Source organism: Streptomyces sp. NBC_00654, assembly GCF_026341775.1.
Classification (GTDB): domain Bacteria; phylum Actinomycetota; class Actinomycetes; order Streptomycetales; family Streptomycetaceae; genus Streptomyces.
On sequence record NZ_JAPEOB010000002.1, the window covers coordinates 2,236,654 to 2,256,173 of the forward strand.

A 19,520-nucleotide genomic window follows, 5' to 3' on the forward strand; every position below is an offset into this window, starting at 1 on the left:
ACTCAGTCATGCCCACCAAGCCCACCCGGCGCGCCGTGCTCGGCGCCGCCCTCGCCGTCGCCGGCAGCGGAGTTCTGGCCGCCTGTTCCGATGACGCGCCGACCGGTCCGTCCTCCGGCGCGAAGGCCGATGACCTCTTCGTGTCGCCCGACGGCAAGGAGGTCGCCGCCGCCGAGGCCGAGCGGGGCTCCGGCCCCGTACGGAAGGTCTCGCTCACCGCCACCCCCGCCCGCCTCGATCTGGGCGGCGGGCGCACCGTCAGCTCCTGGGCGTACGGGGACCGGCTGCCCGGCCGCGAGGTCCGGGTCACCGCCGGTGACACCCTGGCGCTCACCCTCGCCAACCATCTGCCGCAGCCGACCTCGCTGCACTGGCACGGTCTGGCCCTGCGCAACGACATGGACGGGGTCCCCGGGCTGACGCAGCGGGACATCGCGCCGGGCGCGGACTTCACCTACCGGTTCGCGGTGCCGCACCCGGGGACGTACTGGTTCCATCCGCACTCGGGCGTCCAGCAGGACCGCGGGCTGTACGCCCCGCTGATCGTCGAGGACCCGAAGGAGCCGCTCGCGTACGACAAGGAGTGGGTCGTCGTCCTCGACGACTGGGTCGACGGGGTCGACGGCTCCACCCCGGACGCGGTCCTGGCCGAGCTGCGCCGGGGCATGGGCGGCGACGACTCCGGAGACGGCGGCGGCTCCGGGGACGGCGGTACGGAGCACGGCGGCATGGACCACGGCGGCGGGCACGACATGTCGAAGACGCCCTCCGAGGGCGAGGGCGGCGGGCCCTCGCGGATGATGATGGGCGCCACCAGCCCGCTGCTCGGCGGCGACGCGGGCGATGTCGCCTATCCGCACTACCTGGTCAACGGGCGCACCGCGCGGGACCCGTCCGCCTTCTCCGCGCGGCCCGGCGACCGGATCCGGCTGCGGATCATCAACGCGGGCGGCGACACCGCGTTCCGTGTCGCGCTCGGCGGTCACCGGATGACGGTGACGCACACCGACGGCTTCCCGGTCCGGCACACCACCACCGACGCGCTGCTGCTCGGGATGGGTGAGCGGTACGACGTACTGGTCACCGCCGGGGACGGGGTGTTCCCGCTGACCGCGCTCGCCGAGGGCAAGAAGGCGTCGGCGATGGCGCTGCTGCGGACCGGCGGGGGTGCCGCGCCCGCCGCCTCCGTACGGCCCCGGGAGCTGGACGGGAAGCTGGTGCAGGCGGGCCGGCTGGTGCCGGACGAGTCGGTGGCACTGCCCGCCCGCGCGCCGGACCGGACCCTGCGCATCCGGCTCACCGGCGGCATGGCCGCGTACGACTGGGCCTTCGACGCGAAGCCGTACACCACGGGTCAGCGGCGTCCGGTCGAGGCCGGGGAACGGATCCGGCTGGTGTTCGACAACGCGACGGCGATGTGGCATCCGCTGCATCTGCACGGCCACACCTTCGCGATGGCCGGCAACGCCGCCGGGGCCCGCAAGGACACCGCGATCGTTCTGCCGCACCGCTCGCTGACCGTGGACTTCGACGCCGACAACCCGGGGCTGTGGATGCTGCACTGCCACAACGTCTACCACGCGGAGGCGGGCATGATGACGGTCCTCGGCTACCGCCGCTGAGCCTCTTCACGGTGGGCCCCGACGCCCGTTCCTGATGGGCCACGAGGCCCGTTCCTGGTGGGCCCCGACGTTTTCTCGCGGGCCCGCCAGGACATCGCGTCAGAAAGACGATTACACTGGGCGGCGTGCCTCAACTACGCCTCGCACTGAATCAGATCGACTCGACCGTCGGTGACCTCACCGGCAACGCCGAGGCGATCGTCCACTGGACCCGGCACGCCGCCGAGCAGGGCGCCCATCTGGTGGCCTTCCCCGAGATGGTGCTGACCGGATACCCCGTCGAGGACCTGGCCCTGCGGTCGTCCTTCGTCGAGGCGTCGCGGGACGCGCTGCGCGCGCTCGCCGCGCGTCTCGACGCGGAGGGCTTCGGCGAACTGCCGGTCGTCGTCGGATACCTCGACCGCTCGGAGTCGGCCGCGCCGCGCTTCGGCCAGCCCTCCGGCTCGCCGCGCAACGCCGCCGCGGTGCTGCACCGCGGGCGGATCGCGCTGAACTTCGCCAAGCACCACCTGCCCAACTACGGGGTCTTCGACGAGTTCCGGTACTTCGTGCGGGGCGACTCGATGCCCGTCGTACGGGTGCACGGTGTCGATGTGGCCCTCGCGATCTGCGAGGACCTCTGGCAGGACGGTGGCCGGGTCCCGGCCGCCCGGTCCGCCGGGGCCGGGCTGCTGCTGTCGATCAACGCCTCGCCGTACGAGCGGGACAAGGACGACACCCGTCTCGAACTGGTCCGCAAGCGGGCCCAGGAGGCCGGCTGCACCACCGCCTACCTGGCGATGATCGGCGGGCAGGACGAGCTGGTCTTCGACGGTGACTCGATCGTCGTCGACAAGCAGGGCGAGGTCATCGCCCGTGCCCCGCAGTTCGCCGAGGGCAGTGTGATCCTCGATCTGGATCTGCCGGCCGCCGCGGCCGAGGCACCGTCCGGGGTCGTGGACGACGGGCTGCGGATCGACCATGTCGTGCTCTCCGAGGATCCTCTCGCCCCGTACGAGCCGGAGCTGGCCGGCGGCTACGCCGAGCGGCTCGACGCCGACGAGGAGATCTACTCGGCGCTGGTCGTCGGGCTGCGCGCGTACGCCGCGAAGAACGGGTTCAGCAGCGTGCTGATCGGGCTCTCCGGCGGCATCGACTCGGCGCTGGTCGCGGCCATCGCGTGCGACGCGCTCGGCGCGTCGCACGTGTACGGCGTCTCGATGCCGTCGAAGTACTCCTCGGACCACTCCAAGGGCGACGCGGCCGAGCTGGCCCGCCGTACCGGGCTGAACTTCCGCACCGTACCGATCGAGCCCATGTTCGACGCGTACATGGGGTCGCTGGAGCTGACCGGTCTGGCCGAGGAGAACCTCCAGGCGCGGCTGCGCGGCACGATGCTGATGGCGATCTCCAACCAGGAGGGCCAGATCGTGCTCGCGCCGGGCAACAAGTCCGAGCTGGCGGTCGGCTACTCGACGCTGTACGGCGACGCCGTCGGCGCGTACGGACCGATCAAGGACGTGTACAAGTCCTCCGTCTTCCGGCTCGCCAAGTGGCGCAACCGGGCCGCCGAGGAGCGCGGGCAGACCCCGCCGATCCCGGAGGCGTCGATCACCAAGCCGCCCAGCGCCGAGCTGCGGCCCGGCCAGGTCGACTCGGACTCGCTGCCCGACTACGACGTACTGGACCGGATCCTGGAGCTGTACGTCGACCGGGACCAGGGCCTGGAGGCGATCGTGGCGGCCGGGTTCGACGCGGCGCTGGTCGCGAGGACGCTGCGGATGGTGGACACCGCGGAGTACAAGCGGCGGCAGTACCCGCCGGGCACGAAGATCTCGCCCAAGGGCTTCGGCAAGGACCGGCGGCTGCCGATCACGAACCGGTGGCGCGAGTCGGAGTGACGCGGGGACGACGGCCGGGGCGGCCGCCGGAGGGCTCGGACCTCCGGCGGCCGCTCCGTTATCCGTCGCCGCGGGCCGCCCCGTTCACCGTCGCCGCGGCCGCTCCGCTCTCAGTCGCCGGACGTGCGTGAGGCGACCGGTGCGGGCCGGGTGGCGGCGTCGGCGCTCGCGATCACGCGCGAGGGCGACGGGGCCCGGTCCAGCAGGCCCTCAGTGACCGCCACCGCCAGGCCGATCACGGCCGGCACGGCGCCCACCAGGGCCGGGGACGTCCAGCCCCAGCCCGCCGCGATGGCCGCACCGCCGAGCCACGCGCCGCCCGCGTTGGCGAGGTTGAAGGCGGAGTGGTTGGAGGCCGAGGCGAGGGTGGGGGCGTCCTTGGCCTTGTTCATCACGAGCATCTGGAGCGGCGTGGTCGTCATGAACCCCACTCCGCCCAGCAGCACCACCAGCACCAGCGCCGCCCACCGCACATGGACGGCGAACGGGAACACGGCCAGGACCACGGCGAGCGCGCCCAGCGATCCGTACAGCGTGGGGCGCAGCGCCCGGTCCGTCAGCGGTCCGGCCGCCAGTGCGCCCAGGGTCATGCCGATGCCGAACAGGGCGAGGACGAGGGTCACCGAGGACTCGCCGAAGCCCATCGCCTTCGTCGTCATGGCCGAGAGGTAGGAGTAGACGGCGAAGACTCCCGCGAAGCCGAAGACCGCGGTGAGCAGCCCGAGCAGCACCTGACGGTTGCCGAGGGCGCGCAGTTCGTGGCGGATGTTCTGGTGCGCCTCGACCGGGATCCGGGGGACGAGCCGGGCCAGGGCGGCCATCGCGCAGAGCCCGATCACCGTGACGACCAGGAAGGTCGCCCGCCAGCCGAGGTGCTGGCCGAGCAGGGTGGCCGCCGGGACGCCGACGATGTTGGCGACCGTGAGACCGAGGAACATCGTCGCGACGGCCCGCGCCCGGCGTCCTTCGGGGACCAGCCGGGCGGCGACGACCGCACCGACGCCGAAGAACGCCCCGTGCGGCAGCCCGGCGAGGAACCGGCCGGCCAGCAGCAGGCCGAAGTCGGGGGCCAGCGCCGAGGCCAGGTTGCCGACGGTGAACAGGGCCATCAGCAGCAGGAGCATCCGCTTGCGCGGAACCCGGGAGCCGAGGCCGGTGAGCAGCGGGGCACCCAGGACGACACCGATCGCGTACGCCGATACCAGGTGGCCGGCGGTGGGCACGGACGTTCCCAGGTCGTCCGCCACATTGGGCAGCAGGCCCATCATGACGAACTCGGTCGTGCCTATGCCGAAGGCGCTCACGGCCAGGGCGAGCAGGGCCAGGGGCATGGGGGGAGGAACCTTTCGCACGGTGCCGGGCAACGGCTCGGCACCACGGGCGCGACCGCGCCGCCCGACCTTGTGCAAGCAGCCGGAACAAATTCTCGCAGAGGTGGTGTGCCGCGAGGTGAACGGACCGTTGCGTCAGAGTTCGACGCGGGCGGCGATCGGGAGATGGTCGCTGTCGGTCGCCGAGAGCGTCCATGAGGACATCGGCTCGACGCCCTTCACCATGATCTGGTCGATCCGCGCCATCGGGAACGAGGCGGGCCAGCTGAACCCGAAGCCGTCGCCCGCCGCCCCCTGGGTGGAGCGCATCTGCGCGGTGACCCCGTTCAGCGAACGGTCGTTCATCGTGCCGTTGAGGTCACCGAGCAGCACCACCCGTTCGAGCGGCTCGTCGGCGATCGCCTCGCCCAGGGCGTCGGCGCTGTCGTCGCGCTGGTTGGCGGTGAACCCGGCGTGCAGCTTGACCCGCACGGACGGCAGGTGGGCCACGTACACCGCGACCTTCCCGCTCGGCGAGGTGACGGTGGAGCGCATCGCCCGGGTCCAGCCCATCTTGATGTCCACGGGGCGGGTCTCGCTCAGCGGGTACTTGCTCCACAGCCCGACGGTGCCCTGGACCGAGTGGTACGGGTAGAGGTCGGCGAGCGACTTCTCGTACGTCGCCACCTGCCGGCCCGGCAGTTCCTGGAGGGCCACCACGTCCGCCCCGGAACCGGCGACCTGCTGGGCGGTGCCCGCGGGGTCGGGGTTGTCCGCGTTGACGTTGTGGGTGGCGACGGTGAGGTCGCCGCCGGTGCCCACCTTGTCGGTGAGCAGCCCGCCGAACAGATTGAGCCAGACCACGACCGGGAGGAGCAGGGCGATCAGCGCGGTGGCCGAGCGCCGCACCAGCCCCAGAACCAGCAGCACGGGAACCAGGAGCACCATGCAGGGCATGAACGTCTCGGTGAGGCTGCCGAGGTTGCCGACCGAGTTGGGGATCTGCGCGTGGAAGACCATCACCAGGGTGATGAAGACCGAGCAGGCCGCCAGCACGATGCCGCGCCGCCACATTCCGCGGTCGGCGGTCCATCGCTCCCGCAGGCCCCGGAAGCGGGATCCGGTGCGCTGCGATTCCGCGTTGCCGTTCCCGGTGTCCGCTCCGTACGCCTGCACCATTCGCTGTCCTCACTGCCTCGTGCCATGCCCGTCGCCGCGTTCTCGACCCTAGGCGATGAGCGGCTTCTTTCCCGCCGCCGACCGCGGCCGTTCGGAGATCAGGACGAACGGGCCGGGACCGCGGGTTCCGGCCGGAGCCGGGCCGCAGGCCCTTGTGACAGAACACGCATACTCGGGCGAAGGCCCGGCGTGTCAGCTCTGGCCTGCGGCTTCCGGCGCAAGTCCCTGGAGCAGCACCCGGATGATGCGGTCGGCCAGGTCCTCCGGCAGCGCGGCGTCGGGGCGGTGGACGGTGCGTACGAGCATCGGGCCGAGGAACAGATCGTCGATCAGTTCCACATCGATGTCGTCCCGGAGCTCGCCCGCGTCCACCGCGCGCCGCACCGCCGCCAGCATCGCGACCCGGCGCGGTGCGATCACCGTGCCCTGGTATTCGGACCACAGCTTGGGGTGGCTCTTCATCTGGGCGAAGACGTTGTGCAGAAGGACCGAGGACCGCTGCGCGAGGCCGCGGGTCCGCAGTGTCTCCAGGAGCACCCGCAGATCGTCGAGTCCGGCGGTGCCGGAGACGACGGCGTCGGCGGGCTCCATGTCGCGCAGGACGTCGACGAAGAGCTCCTCCTTGCCGCTCCAGCGCCGGTAGATGGTGGCCTTGCCGACCCCCGCGGTGCGGGCGATGCGCTCGATGGACAGGCCGGCCAGGGGCTCCCCGGCCTCCAGGAGCCCGATGACGGCGTCCAGGATGGCCCGTTCGGCCGCGGCGCTGCGGGGGCGGCCACGGCGGGGTTCCGGATCCTGCGCACGGCCGGCGCCGCCGCAGCCCGGCGCCCGGCCGGCGTCGTGGCGGTCCTGCCCGTGATCCGTGTCGTCCTCGTGGTCCACGGGACCCGTGCGGCCCTCGTGCCCCTCATGGTCCACGGGGTCCGCGTGGTCCGTGCGACCCGCCCGATCCTGTTCCGGCACCTGGAAATCCGCCTCTCGCCGCGCTGTCCTGCCGTCGCCACGATTCTCGCCGACCCGGAGTGTGCGGGACGACCGACGGCCGGAGAGTCACCCCATGGGGGCGGCTTCCGGCCGTCGGCCCCGGCCCGCTGCCGGGGTTACCGGCCTGCCGTCCTGCCTTCCAGCACCGGCTCCTGATCGGGACCGGAGCCGGCGGCCGGTCCCGCCGTGCCGTCCCCGCGGACCGGGGGCCTGCCCGGCAGGAACAGTCCGACCACCAGCGCGCCGATCAGCGCGACCGCCGCCGATCCGAGGGCGGTCACATGCATGGCGCCGATGAACGCGTCGTTGGCCGCGGCGACGAGCGGCTTGCCGGCCGGGCCGAGCCCGGCGGCGACGCCCAGCGTGGCCTCGATCGACTCGCCCGCGACGTCCCTGACCCCGGCCGGGACCCCGGCGAGATGCCCTTCGATGTCACCCCGGTAGACGGTGGACAGCACCGAGCCGAGCACCGCGACGCCGAGCGCCCCGCCGACCTGACGGAAGGTGTTGTTGATCGCCGAGCCGGAACCGGCCTTCTCCCGGGGCAGCGCCTGCATCACGGCGACGGTGACCGGCGGCATGATGTGCGCCATGCCGGTGCCCTGGGCGAAGAAGACCAGGCACATCACCCAGACCGGCGTACCGGCGTCGAACAGGGCGAACGCGGCGAGCCCGCCCGCGACCAGCAGCATGCCCACCGTGCAGACGGCGCGGGCGCCGAAGCGGTCGACGACCAGCCGGGCACGCGGCGCGAAGATGATCTGCGCGGCGGCGAGCGGCACGATCAGCAGCCCGGACTCCAGCGCGCTGTATCCGCGCACGCTCTGGAGATAGAACGCGGAGAAGAAGGTCACCCCCATCAGCGCGAAGAAGACCAGGGCGATGGCGGCCACGGCGGCGGAGAAGGCGGGCTTCCTGAAGTACGTGATGTCGATGGCCGGATGGCTGCTGCGCTTCTCGTGCCAGACGAACCCGGCCAGCACGACGAGGCCGCCGATGGTGGAGACCAGCACCGTGGTGTCGGTGAAGTCGGCGAGTTCGCCGCCGCGGATGATGCCGTACACCAGCAGGACCAGGCCGACGATGGAGAGCACGACGCCCAGCGGGTCGACCTTGCCGGGCTTCGGATCCCGGGAGTCCGGTACGAGCAGCACCATCGCGACCAGCGCGACGACCACCACGGGCACGTTGACCAGGAAGATCGAGCCCCACCAGAAGTGCTCCAGCAGCAGCCCCCCGGTGATGGGGCCGATGGCGATGCCGAGGCCCACGCTGCCCGCCCAGATGCCGATGGCCTTGGGCTGCTCGTCGCGCTCGAAGACGTTCATCAGGACGGCGAGCGTGGCGGGCATCACGAACGCCGCGCCGAAGCCCATCAGGGCGCGCCAGGTGATGAGTTCGGCGGGCGAGGAGGAGAGCGCGGCCAGCCCGGAGCCGATGCCGAAGACGAGGATGCCGAAGAGGAGGACCTTCTTTCGGCCGATGCGGTCACCGAGCAGACCGGCGGTGAAGAGCAGCCCCGCGAAGACGAGCGTGTAGGAGTTGATCGCCCACTCCAGCTCGCTCTGGGTGGCGCCGATCCCGGTCGGGGCGGGGCTCGCGATCGTCTTGACCGCGACATTCAGGATCGAGTTGTCCAGCACCACGATGAGCAGGCTGAACATGAGAACGGTGAGGATCGCCCAGCGGCGGCGGTGGATCGCCTCGGGGACACGGGGCACGGCGGCGGGAGCGCCGGTCGGTATGGACATGCCCCCGACCCTAACCCACTTTCGATACGACACCGTCTCGTATTGATAAGTCTTTACCCTCCTCGACGACTCGTGCGGGCCCACTTCCCGCCGGCCGCGCGGGGATGCCACCATGGAGGGGATCCGGGGACGCCGTAAGGGCGCCTCGAGATGACGAAGGAGCCGTTTCGCCATGTCGCTTCAGGCTGCGCAGAATCATTCCGCCCCATCCCCCGCGGGTCCCACCGCCGACAGCAGCAAAGCGCTGTACGGAGGCACGAGCACCCGCCGCATCACCGTCCACAGCATCGCCGCCGCCACCGAGCGCGGCGAGAAGTGGCCCATGCTCACCGCATACGACGCGATGACCGCGTCCGTCTTCGACGAGGCCGGCATCCCGGTCATGCTCGTCGGGGACTCCATGGGCAACTGCCACCTCGGCTACGAGACCACCGTGCCCGTCACGATGGACGAGATCGCCATGCTGTCCGCCGCCGTCGTCCGGGGCACCAGGCGGGCCCTGATCGTCGCCGACCTCCCCTTCGGCTCGTACCAGGAAGGCCCCGTCCAGGCCCTGCGCAACGCCACCCGGCTGATCAAGGAGTCCGGGGTCGGCGCGGTCAAGCTGGAGGGCGGCGAGCGTTCCCACGAGCAGATCCGGCTGCTGGTCGAGTCCGGCATCCCGGTCATGGCCCACATCGGTCTGACCCCGCAGTCCGTCAACGCGATGGGCTACCGGGTGCAGGGCCGCGGCGAGGAGGCCGCACAGCAACTGCTGCGCGACGCGAAGGCGGTGCAGGACGCGGGCGCGTTCGCCGTCGTGCTGGAACTCGTACCGGCCGAGCTGGCCGCCGAGGTCACCCGCACCCTGCACATCCCGACCGTCGGCATCGGGGCCGGGCCCGACACGGACGCCCAGGTGCTGGTCTACACCGACATGGTCGGCCTGACCGGCGGCAAGGTGCCGCGCTTCACCAAGCAGTACGCCGACCTGCGCAAGGTGCTCGGTGACGCGGCGAAGGAGTTCGCCGACGAGGTCGTGGGCGGCTCGTTCCCGGCGCCCGAGCACACGTTCCACTAGGGCGTATGCCGAGAGTCCCGCCCTGCTCGTGACGCCCTTCGGGCGGACGGCGCTACTTCCGGCACACCCTGGGACTGCACCTCCCGCGGACCATTTCCCGCACCACCGACAGCCCGCCGACATCCCCCATCGGCGGGCTGTCGCCCTGTCACCCCCCGGCCGCCGGGGCTGTCGGTGGGCTGTCGGTGGGCTGTCGGTGGGCTGTCGGTGGCGGCTGGTCCCATGGGGACATGACGCGAATCGACAACAACCTCAGGCACGGCGGGAACGCCGTCGAGGTACGGGGGCTGGTCAAGCACTACGGATCGACCAGAGCGCTGGACGGCGTGGATCTCGATGTGGGCGAGGGCACCGTGCTCGGTGTGCTCGGCCCCAACGGCGCCGGCAAGACCACCCTCGTACGCTGCCTTTCGACCCTGATCCTTCCCGATGCCGGGCACGCCGTCGTGGCGGGCTACGACGTGGTGCGGCAGCCCCGGCAGCTGCGCCGCAGGATCGGGCTGACCGGACAGTACGCCTCGGTCGACGAGAAGCTCTCCGGCTGGGAGAACCTCTACATGATCGGGCGGCTCCTCGACCTGCCGCGCAAGCGCGCCCGTGCCCGCGCCGACGAACTGCTGGAGCGGTTCTCGCTCACCGCCGCCGCCCGGCGCCCCGCGATGGAGTACTCCGGGGGCATGCGGCGCCGGCTCGACCTGGCCGCCTCCATGATCGGCAGCCCGGCCGTCCTGTATCTGGACGAGCCGACGACGGGTCTCGACCCCCGTACCCGCAACGAGGTCTGGGACGAGGTGCGGCGCATGGTCGCGGAGGGGGCGACCGTGCTGCTCACCACCCAGTACATGGAAGAGGCCGAGCAGCTCGCCGACGAACTGACGGTCATCGACCACGGGAAGATCATCGCGCGCGGCGGGGTGGACGAGCTCAAGGCGAAGGTCGGCGGCCGCACCCTCCAGATCCGGCCCTCGGACCCGGCGCGGCTGGCCGCGATGGCCCAGGCGCTCAGGGAGGCCGGACTCGACGGGATCGCGGGCGCGCAGGCCGTACCGGACGAGGGGCTGCTGCTCGTGCCGATCCTCAGCGACGAGCAGCTCACCGCCGTCATAGGGCTGCTGGGCACCCGGGGGTTCCCCCTCGCCCATGTGGCCACCGCACTGCCCAGCCTGGACGAGGTGTTCCTCGCCATCACCGGTGAGAAGTCCCCGTCGGTGACCGACACGATCCCCGAGGAGGTCGCGGCATGAGCACGGCGACTCTGACACCCACGCCCACCGGGTCCGTACCGCCGAAGGCACTTCCCGGCGAGGGCCGGATCGGCCCGCGGGCCAATCTGCGGCACATCGGGGCCCTGGTGCGGCGCAATCTGCTCCAGATCAAGAAGGACCCGGAGTCGATGTTCGACGCGGTCCTGATGCCCATCATCTTCACGCTGCTCTTCGTGTACGTCTTCGGCGGCTCGGTCGGCGGCAGCCTGGGCGGCGACCGGCAGGACTATCTGAACTACCTGATCCCCGGCCTGATGGCGATGATGGGCATGAGCATCGCCTCCGCGGTCGGCACCGGTGTCAACGACGACTTCCGCAAGGGCGTCATGGACCGGTTCCGGACGATGCCGATCGCCCGTTCCTCGGTCCTCATAGCGAAGATCGTGGTCGAGCTGGGCCGGATGATGGTCGCCACGTTCATCCTGCTGGCCATGGGGTTCGCGCTCGGCATGGAGCTGGGGACCTCGGTGCTCGGGCTGATCGCGGCGATCGCGCTGTCGGCGGTGTTCGGCGCCGCCATCATGTGGATCTTCATCCTGCTCGGGCTCTCCATGAAGACGGCCCAGGCGGTTCAGGGAACGGGGATGCTCGTGCTGATGCCCCTCCAGTTCGGCTCCTCGATCTTCGCCCCGACGCAGACGATGCCCGGCTGGCTGCAGACGTTCACCGAGTACAACCCGCTGTCCAACCTGGCGGACGCCGCGCGCGGTCTGATGATGGGCGGACCCGTCGCCCACTCGGTGTGGGTGACGCTGGGCTGGGCGGCCGCGATCACACTGGTGGTGGCCCCCCTCGCGGTGTCCAGGTTCCGCAGGAAGACCTGATCCCGGCGCGGGCCTGCTGCCCGGGGGCGGACCTGGCGTCCCGGGGCGGGTCCGATCCGGACGGACGACCTCAGCGGTACGCCTCCGCCAGGGCGGTGACCTCCTCCAGCGTGAGGTCGCCGCCCTCGGCGTACGCCCGCTCATAGGCGGCGTCACCGAGTGCGGCGCGAGCGATCGACTCGGCACGGGCCAGATTCCGCCGCTCCATCGCCCTCGACACCTGGCCCTCGGGCAGCAGCGCGGCCTGCAGGCCGAGCACCCGCGCGGCGTCGCGGGCGCCCCGCTCGCCGCCCGCCCCGCCGAGCGCCCAGGCGACCGCGACCAGATGAACGGACGTCATCTGCGGCGCCACCATCCGCGACAGCCGGTCCCGTGACCTTTCCAGGGCCTGCAGGGCGCGCTTCAGCGCCGTGGAGTGATCGCCCTCCAGGTTGTCCAGCCAGGCCACCACCCCGAGCACGAACCCACCGAAGATCTCCACGGTTTCGGAGCTGAACTCCGCGCTCAGCAGGTCGAGTTGTTCCCTGGCCTCGCTGATCCTCCCGGCCTCCCCCAGCAACAGCCCCAGATGCATCCGGGCGGCCGGGGTCGCCTCGCTCCCCGAGTGCTGTCCCTCCTCGATGACCTCACGCAGGATGGCCTCCGCCTCCTCGTTCCGGCCCGTCTCGGACAGGACGGCCGCGTACCGGGCCCGCAACAGCGCGACCTGGGACTGGGCGCCGAGCTGTTCGGCGTAGCCGACGGCGGAGCAGAAGTCCTCGGCGGCACGGACGAAGTCACCCGCCCGCTCATGGGCCTCGCCCCGGGAGGAGAGCGCTTCGGCGGCGCCCCAGGCGTCGCCGAGCCGGACGAAGATCTCCAGGCTCTCGTCGGCGTCCTGCCGGGCCCGGTCCACCGACGCGGGATGGTTGGCCAGGAAGTTGGCCCGCGTCTGGAGCGCGGCGGCCAGCTCCCACACATAACCGAACTCCCGGCAGGCCAGAACGGTCCCGTCCATCACCTCACGGAGCTGGTCGACCTCACCGGACAGCATGACGGCGTACACCCAGAGCGAGCCCGGTGTACGGCAGGTCTGCGGCAGACCCGTCCGGTAGGTGCTCGCGATCACCCGCAGCCGTTCCAGGTTGTCGTCGCGCATCCACAGGTCCTCCGCGTGGTCCATGCAGGCCAGCTGGATGAGCCCCACGCCCCGCCGCGCCTCCTGGAGCTGCTCGGGTTCCATCGGCGGCGGCAGGTCGGTGGCCGACCGCAGGAGCGCGGGGACGGGCGTGCCCGGCGGGGCGAACGGGTCGGGGCCCAGCGCGGCGGCCGCGTCGGCCCAGTGGCGGGCCTCGGCGCGCAGATCGCGCATCAGCCAGTACCAGGCCAGCGAGAGGACGAGACAGAGCGCTTCGTGCTCGTCCCGGGTGGCCACGGCCCGGCGCAGCACGCTGCGCAGATTCTCGTACTCGCGCTGAAGGCGGTCGATGGCGGCCCGCTGTCCGGCACCGCGCAGTTCCGGCCCGGCGATCCGCGCCAGTTCCCGGTAGTGCACCAGATGCCGTCGCTCGACGGCGGTCCGCTCGCCCGCCTCGTCGAGGCGCTCGGAGGCGTACTCGCCCACCGTCTCCAGGAGCCGGTAGCGCATGGCTCCGTCACCGCCGGGCGCGGCGACGACGAGCGACTTGTCGACGAGGGAGCCGAGGAGCGCGGCTACGTCCCGGGAGTCGACGGGGGTCTCATCGGCGGGTGCGGCGGCGTCGGTGCCCGCGGTGGCGCCGGTGCCCGCGGTGCCGTCGGCAGCTCCGACGCCGTCAGCCCCTTCGGTGCCGGCGGTGGCTCCGGCACCGCCAGTGGTTCCGGTGCCTGCTGTGGCCGCGGTGCCTGCTGTGCCGTGGCCGCGTACGGCGGGATGTGCGCAGACCTCCTCGGCCGCGTCGAGCGCACAGCCGCCCGCGAACACCGAGAGCCGGCGCAGGACGGCACGCTCGGCGGAGTCCAGCAGGTCCCACGACCAGTCGACGACGGCGCGCAGGGTCTGCTGGCGCGGCAGCACGGTGCGGCTGCCGTTGGTCAGCAGCCGGAAACGGTCGTCCAGCCGGTCGGCGATCTGGCGCGGGGTGAGCATCCGCAGCCGGGCCGCGGCCAGTTCGATGGCGAGCGGCAGCCCGTCGAGCCGGTGGCAGATCTCGGCACAGGCCGCCGCGGTCTCCTCGTCCGCGTCGGTCCGGAAGCCGGGGCTGGCGGCACTCCCCCGGTCAGCGAGCAGGCGCAGCGCCATCGGGTCGGGCAGCGGGTCGACGGGCCGGACGAACTCGCCCGGTACGCCGAGCGGTTCGCGGCTGGTCGCCAGAACGGTGAGCTGCGGGCAGTGGGCGAGAAGGTGGTCGGCGAGTACGGCGGCGGCCTCGACGACGTGCTCGCAGTTGTCCAGGAGCAGCAGCATGCGGCGCCGGGAACAGTGTTCGGTGAGCCGTACGAGGGGGTCCCCGGCACCGCGCTCGGCGGCCCTCAGCTCCTCCGCACCGGCACCGCGCAGCACGGTCTCGCGGGCGCCGAGCGCGGTGAGCACGGCCTCGGCAACGGTGTCCGGGTCGTCCACGGGGGCCAGCTCGGCCATCCAGACACCGTCCGGCCACGCCGCCGCGGCCGCCTCCGCCACCTCCTGGGAGAGCCGGGTCTTGCCCGCGCCGCCGGGCCCGAGGAGGGTGATCAGCCGGGTACGGGTGAGGTCCTCGCGCAGGGAGGCGATGTCGCTCTCGCGGCCGACGAAGCTGGTCAGCCGGGCCCGCAGGTTCCCGGCGGGCCCGGCTGACCCGGAAAGCGGCTGGGGCGCGACGTCGGAAGGCACCGGGGCCGGGGGCAGCTGCGGGGCCGGCCTCCCCTCGGGCACCGGGTGCGCCAGCGGGGCGCCCGCCCCGGTCCGGTGCAGCAACTCCCCGTACAGAGCGCGCAGTCCGGGCCCGGGATCGGTGCCCAGGCGGTCGGCGAGCACCGTACGCACCTTCTCGTACGCCGCCAGCGCCTGCGCCGTGCGGCCCGCGTCGCGCAGGGCCCTGATCCGCAGGGCCTGGAGCGGTTCGTCGAGCGGGTGGTCCTCGCAGAGGGCGGCCAGGTCGGGCAGTGCCGCCTCCGCCCGGCCCAGCGCGAGGGCCGCGGCGAACCCGGTCCGCCGCGCGTCGAGCCTGCGGGCCTCCCACCGGGACGCGGCGGCGGCCCGGTCCGGCAGATCGGCGAGGGCAGGGCCGCGCCACAGGGCGAGGGCCTCGTCCAGCAGGGCGGCGGCCCCGGCGGCGTCCCCCTGTTCCAGGGCGCGGGCCCCCTCCCCGGCGAGCCGCTCGAATCGGTGCAGGTCCACGGCGTCCGGGGCGGCGGTGAGCCGGTAGCCGCCGTCCACCGACCCGACGGCCGCCCGGCCGAGCGCACGCCGCAGCCGTCCCACGAGGGCCTGCAGGGCGCCCACCGCGTCGGCGGGCGGATCGCCGTCCCACACCTCGTCGACGAGCACCCCGGCCGGGACCGCACGACCGGGGCTCAGCGCGAGGACGGTGAGCAGGGCGCGCAGCCGCGCCCCGCCGAGGGCGACGGCCGTGCCGTCGTCGCGGAGTGCCTGGGTGGTGCCGAGGATGCAGTAACGCACGGACCCATTCTCCGCGACGGACCCCGGGAAAAACGCGGCACCCACCACCACGGCCTGCCGCGGCCCCGCCATGTGCGAGGGTCCCGCGTCGGCCGGCCCGCCGGAGGCGACGGAACGTCACCCCGGATGTACGCGGACGTTCCGACCACGCGGCGAGGTGCCGCACCTGTCGTCGCGCGCCCGCCAGGGATCGCGGGACGGCCCTTAAACTCACCCCATGCCCCGCACCGGACGCCAAGGGATCAGCCCGATCTTCCTCGGGATCGTCGCCGTCACCGCGGTCTCGGGCTGGGCGGTGTGGACGGGCTTCGCCGAGCAGGCCGGTTTCGCGGTCTTCCTCTTCGTCACCGGGGCCTGGATCGTCTCGCTCTGTCTGCACGAGTACGCGCACGCCCGCACCGCGCTGCACAGCGGGGACCTCTCGGTCGAGGACAAGGGTTATCTGACCCTGAACCCGCTCAAGTACACCCATGCCCTGCTGAGCATCGTGCTGCCGGTCATCTTCGTGATCATGGGCGGGATCGGGCTGCCCGGCGGCGCGGTCTACATCGAGCGGGGGCGGATCACCGGCCGCTGGAAGCACAGCCTGATCTCCGCGGCGGGCCCGTTGACCAACGTGCTGTTCGCGGTCGTCTGCACGGCACCGTTCTGGCTGGACGCCCTGGACGGTGTCCCGCCCGCCTTCCGGTACGCGCTGGCGTTCCTCGCGATGCTCCAGGTCACCGCGGCGATCCTGAACTCGGTGCCGATTCCGGGGCTGGACGGCTACGGAGTGATCGAGCCCTGGCTCTCGTACCGGATCCGCCGCCAGGTCGAGCCGGTCGCACCGTTCGGGCTGATCGCCGTGTTCGGCATCCTGTGGATCCCCGAGGTGAACATCGCGTTCTTCGACGCGATCGACGCGCTGTTGCGGGGCCTGGGCGTCAGCGACTTCGAGACGTACTGCGGCCTCGACACCTACCGCTTCTGGCAGGAGTTCTGGGGCGAGCAGGACCCCCGCTGCACAGTTCCGGGGTAGCGCGGCCCGGTCGTCCGAGCGGTCAGCGGGCCGCGTCCGCCGCCATCCGGTGCTTGCGTACGTAGAACCACGTCATGTTCGACGAGAGCCCGGCCACCAGCACCCAGAGGACCCCGATCCAGACGCCGCCCTGGACGAAGGAGACCACTGCTGCGACGACGGCGAGGACGCAGACGACGAACGCGTAGAGAGCGAGGCGGGGCATGGGGGGTGGCTCCTGTCCGGGGATGGTGCGCGGTCCCGTCCAGTGTCCCTCATGCCCCGCTCCGCCCCGGATCCGGTCCGGCTCGGACCTCCTTACCGCCCGGCTCGGAGGTCCGTACGGTCCGGCCAGGACATCGGCACCGTCCGGCTCGGACGTCCTTACCGCCCGGCTCGGAGGTCCGTACGGTCCGGCTCAGACGTCGGTGGCGCGCAGTCCGGCGTGCACCTTGTAGCGGCGGTTCACCGAGATCAGGTTGGCCACCAGCGACTCGACCTGGTGGGCGTTGCGCAGCCGGCCCGCGAAGACGCCGCGCATCCCGGGGATACGGCCCGCGAGCGCCTGCACGATGTCGGTGTCGGCGCGGGCCTCGCCCAGGACCAGCACATCGGTGTCGATCTCCTCGATCGTCACGTCCTGGAGCAGGACGGCCGAGAGGTGGTGGAAGGCGGCCGTGACCCGGGAGTCCGGCAACAGGGCCGCGGCCTGCTCGGCGGCGCTGCCCTCCTCCGGCTTCAGCGCATAGGCGCCCTTCTTGTCGAAGCCGAGCGGATTGACGCAGTCGATCACGAGTTTGCCCGTGAGCTCCTCGCGCAGCGCTTCCAGGGTCTTGGCGTGGCCGTCCCACGGCACCGCGACGATCACGATGTCGCTGCGGCGCGCGCAGTCGGCGTTGTCCGCTCCCTCGATACCGAATCCCAGCTCGGCCGCGGCCTCGGCGGCCCGCCCGGCGTCCCGCGAACCGATGGTCACCCGCTGCCCCGCACGCGCGAGGCGGTAGGCGAGGCCCCGGCCCTGGGGGCCGGTCCCGCCGAGCACACCGACGGTGAGTGCGGAAACGTCGGGCAGGTCCCAGGGGTCCTTGGCGGGGGGCTTGGGGGCGCTGCCACTGTCTTGGGTAGTCATGGGGGCGACCCTACTGGGCCGACGGAGCCGCCCCCGGCCCGCCGGTAAAACCGGTTGCAGAGGGCATGCAGGGCGCCGAGCATGGCACCTCGTGACCTCAGCCACTCCCCCTGCCGAACCGGACGCTCCGGATCCTCCGGCCGACCCGGCCGACCCGGGTGTTCCGGCCGACCCGGGTGTTCCGGACGTTCCGGCCGCCTCGGCAGCCCCGGGGGTGCCGGACTCCCCGGACGCGACGGACTCCCCCGGCCCCCGCGCCCGCCCCGCCCCGATCCCCTCCCGGCTCCTGGCGCTGCTGCCCGACCTCTCGCCCTGGCGTTCCTCCGCCGATTTCCGGCTGTTGTGGATCCAGGGGCTGATCACGTACTTCGGCAGCTTCATGGCGCTGATCGCGCTGCCGCTCCAGATCAAGGAGCTGACCGGGTCACCGCTCGCGGTCGGGGCGATGGGCGCGGTGGAACTGGTCCCGCTGGTCGTCTTCGGTCTGTACGGCGGGGCGCTCGCCGATGCCGTGGACCGGCGGAAGGTGATCCTGCTCACCGAGGCGGGGCTCGGGGTGCTCGCCGCCGTCCTGCTGGTGAACGCCCTGCTGCCGGACCCGCTGCTCTGGCCGCTGTACGTGGTGGCCGGCGGGGTCTCCGCGCTCGCCGGGCTCCAGCGGCCCGCGCTGGACTCCCTGATGGCCCGGATCGTGCCGCACCACCAGCAGACCGCCGCGGCGGCGCTGAACTCGCTGCGCTGGCAGGTCGGCGCGATCGCCGGCCCCGCGCTGGCCGGCCTGGTGGTGGCCTACGCCGGGCACGCGACGGCGTACGCGGTCACGGTGGTCACGTTCACCGTCTCCGTCCTGCTCTGTCTGCGTCTGGCCGCCGCGCCGCCCGCCCGCGACGCCGGGAAGCCGTCGCTGCGCGGGATCGCGGAGGGCGCGCGCTACGCCTGGAGCCGTCCGGTGCTGCTGGGGACGTACGCGATCGACCTCGCGGCGATGCTGTTCGCCTTCCCGAACACGATCTTCCCGTTCCTGGCGGACGAGCTGGACGCGGAGTGGTCGCTGGGCCTGATGTACGCGGCGGGGTCGGTCGGCTCACTGGTGCTGGGGCTGACCAGCGGCTGGACCTCACGGGTGCGCAGGCACGGGCTGTTCGTGGTGTTCGGCGCCGCGGCGTGGGGGCTGGCCATCGCGGCGGCGGGCTGGTTCAGCAATGTCTGGCTGGTGCTCGTCTGTCTGGGAGTGGCGGGCGCGGGCGACATGCTGAGCGGGCTGGGCCGCTCGACCATCTGGAACCAGACCGTTCCGGAGGAGCTGCGGGGGCGGCTCGCGGGCATCGAGGTGCTCTCGTACAGCGTCGGGCCGCAGCTCGGCCAGGTCCGGGCCGGGGCCATGGCGGGGTGGACCGGGACACGGTCGGCGATCTGGACGGGCGGGGTGGCCTGCGTCGCCTCGGTCGCGCTGCTGACGGCGGCGCTGCCGAAGCTGATCCGGTACGACTCCGATACGGACGAGGACGCGCTGCGGAAGCGGGCGGCGGACGTGGCGTCCTGACACCGCCGCCCGCCGGATGCCCGGAAGGGCTACTTCGGCGGGCCCGCGGAGCCGTCCTCCGGGCCGAGCTCCGCGCCGTCCGCGGAGTCGCCCCCGGTCCGGTCGTGCCACTTGGGGTCGGTCTCCCACTCCAGGTTCCGCTCCTGCGCGGTGTCCATCGCGCGCTGCGCCTCCTCGGGGGAGGTGTAGGGGCCGAACCGGTCCTTCGCCGGGCACTCCGGGCCTTCCTCGACCTTCTTGTGCACCAGGCAGTAGTACCACTCGCCCGGTTTGCCGACGGTGCGCTTCTTGAACAGGGCCATCAGCGGCTCCTTTCCTCTGTGCCATGCTGCCCCAAGGTCGCTGGTTAGACTCGCT

Annotated in this window: 15 protein-coding genes; 7 read left to right on the forward strand and 8 right to left on the reverse strand. The window is 72.4% G+C overall.

Translation table 11 applies throughout. The annotated features are described in order from the left end of the window. Positions 1-8: 8 nt before the first annotated feature. Both OHA98_RS30180 and OHA98_RS30185 read left to right on the forward strand, forming a co-directional pair. Positions 9-1,622: a multicopper oxidase family protein gene (locus OHA98_RS30180; RefSeq protein ID WP_266930132.1), complete on the forward strand. Its 1,614-nt coding sequence runs from the start codon at positions 9-11 to the stop codon at positions 1,620-1,622. A 125-nt stretch (positions 1,623-1,747) separates the two neighbouring features. Further along, on the forward strand, positions 1,748-3,502 hold the full coding sequence (locus tag OHA98_RS30185; protein WP_266930133.1) for an NAD+ synthase: 1,755 nt from the start codon (positions 1,748-1,750) through the stop codon (positions 3,500-3,502). A gap of 110 nt (positions 3,503-3,612) precedes the next feature. Here the strand turns inward: OHA98_RS30185 and OHA98_RS30190 are convergent, their stop codons facing one another. From OHA98_RS30190 to OHA98_RS30205, 4 genes are all read right to left on the reverse strand, one after another. Continuing rightward, on the reverse strand, positions 3,613-4,833 hold the full coding sequence (locus tag OHA98_RS30190; RefSeq protein WP_266930135.1) for an MFS transporter: 1,221 nt from the start codon (positions 4,831-4,833) through the stop codon (positions 3,613-3,615). Between the two features lie 135 nt (positions 4,834-4,968). Continuing rightward, complete coding sequence (locus OHA98_RS30195; RefSeq protein WP_266930137.1) at positions 4,969-5,991, reverse strand: endonuclease/exonuclease/phosphatase family protein; 1,023 nt, start codon at positions 5,989-5,991, stop codon at positions 4,969-4,971. Between the two features lie 192 nt (positions 5,992-6,183). Continuing rightward, on the reverse strand, positions 6,184-6,954 hold the full coding sequence (locus OHA98_RS30200) for a TetR/AcrR family transcriptional regulator (protein WP_266930139.1): 771 nt from the start codon (positions 6,952-6,954) through the stop codon (positions 6,184-6,186). Between the two features lie 137 nt (positions 6,955-7,091). Then, on the reverse strand, positions 7,092-8,726 hold the full coding sequence (locus OHA98_RS30205; protein ID WP_266930141.1) for an MFS transporter: 1,635 nt from the start codon (positions 8,724-8,726) through the stop codon (positions 7,092-7,094). 172 nt (positions 8,727-8,898) lie between these two features. On the opposite strand from OHA98_RS30205, the gene panB reads away from it, so the two are divergent. From panB to OHA98_RS30220, 3 genes are all read left to right on the forward strand, one after another. Beyond that, positions 8,899-9,786: a 3-methyl-2-oxobutanoate hydroxymethyltransferase gene (panB, locus tag OHA98_RS30210; RefSeq protein WP_266930142.1), complete on the forward strand. Its 888-nt coding sequence runs from the start codon at positions 8,899-8,901 to the stop codon at positions 9,784-9,786. Positions 9,787-10,016: 230 nt separating this feature from the next. Then, positions 10,017-11,030, forward strand: a complete 1,014-nt coding sequence (locus tag OHA98_RS30215) for an ATP-binding cassette domain-containing protein (RefSeq protein ID WP_266930145.1) — start codon at positions 10,017-10,019, stop codon at positions 11,028-11,030. Next, positions 11,027-11,875, forward strand: a complete 849-nt coding sequence (locus tag OHA98_RS30220) for an ABC transporter permease (protein WP_266930147.1) — start codon at positions 11,027-11,029, stop codon at positions 11,873-11,875. The genes OHA98_RS30215 and OHA98_RS30220 overlap by 4 nt, the downstream gene beginning before the upstream one ends. 70 nt (positions 11,876-11,945) lie before the next feature. Here the strand turns inward: OHA98_RS30220 and OHA98_RS30225 are convergent, their stop codons facing one another. Then, complete coding sequence (locus OHA98_RS30225) at positions 11,946-15,494, reverse strand: BTAD domain-containing putative transcriptional regulator (protein ID WP_266930149.1); 3,549 nt, start codon at positions 15,492-15,494, stop codon at positions 11,946-11,948. A gap of 217 nt (positions 15,495-15,711) precedes the next feature. On the opposite strand from OHA98_RS30225, the gene OHA98_RS30230 reads away from it, so the two are divergent. Continuing rightward, positions 15,712-16,512, forward strand: a complete 801-nt coding sequence (locus OHA98_RS30230) for a site-2 protease family protein (protein ID WP_266930151.1) — start codon at positions 15,712-15,714, stop codon at positions 16,510-16,512. A 22-nt stretch (positions 16,513-16,534) separates the two neighbouring features. Here OHA98_RS30230 and OHA98_RS30235 read toward each other — a convergent pair whose 3' ends face one another. After that, positions 16,535-16,717 (reverse strand): hypothetical protein, encoded by a 183-nt coding sequence (locus OHA98_RS30235; RefSeq protein WP_266930152.1) that lies wholly within the window; start codon positions 16,715-16,717, stop codon positions 16,535-16,537. 192 nt (positions 16,718-16,909) lie between these two features. Continuing rightward, a complete protein-coding gene (gene npdG, locus OHA98_RS30240; protein WP_266930154.1) occupies positions 16,910-17,620 on the reverse strand; it encodes an NADPH-dependent F420 reductase in 711 nt (236 codons plus the stop codon). Positions 17,621-17,891: 271 nt separating this feature from the next. On the opposite strand from npdG, the gene OHA98_RS30245 reads away from it, so the two are divergent. Continuing rightward, the gene (locus OHA98_RS30245) at positions 17,892-19,163 is read left to right on the forward strand and encodes an MFS transporter (RefSeq protein ID WP_266930983.1); all 1,272 of its coding nucleotides are present in this window, start codon (positions 17,892-17,894) and stop codon (positions 19,161-19,163) included. Positions 19,164-19,192: 29 nt separating this feature from the next. Here the strand turns inward: OHA98_RS30245 and OHA98_RS30250 are convergent, their stop codons facing one another. Next, positions 19,193-19,465, reverse strand: a complete 273-nt coding sequence (locus OHA98_RS30250; RefSeq protein WP_266930156.1) for a hypothetical protein — start codon at positions 19,463-19,465, stop codon at positions 19,193-19,195. Positions 19,466-19,520: the final 55 nt, after the last annotated feature.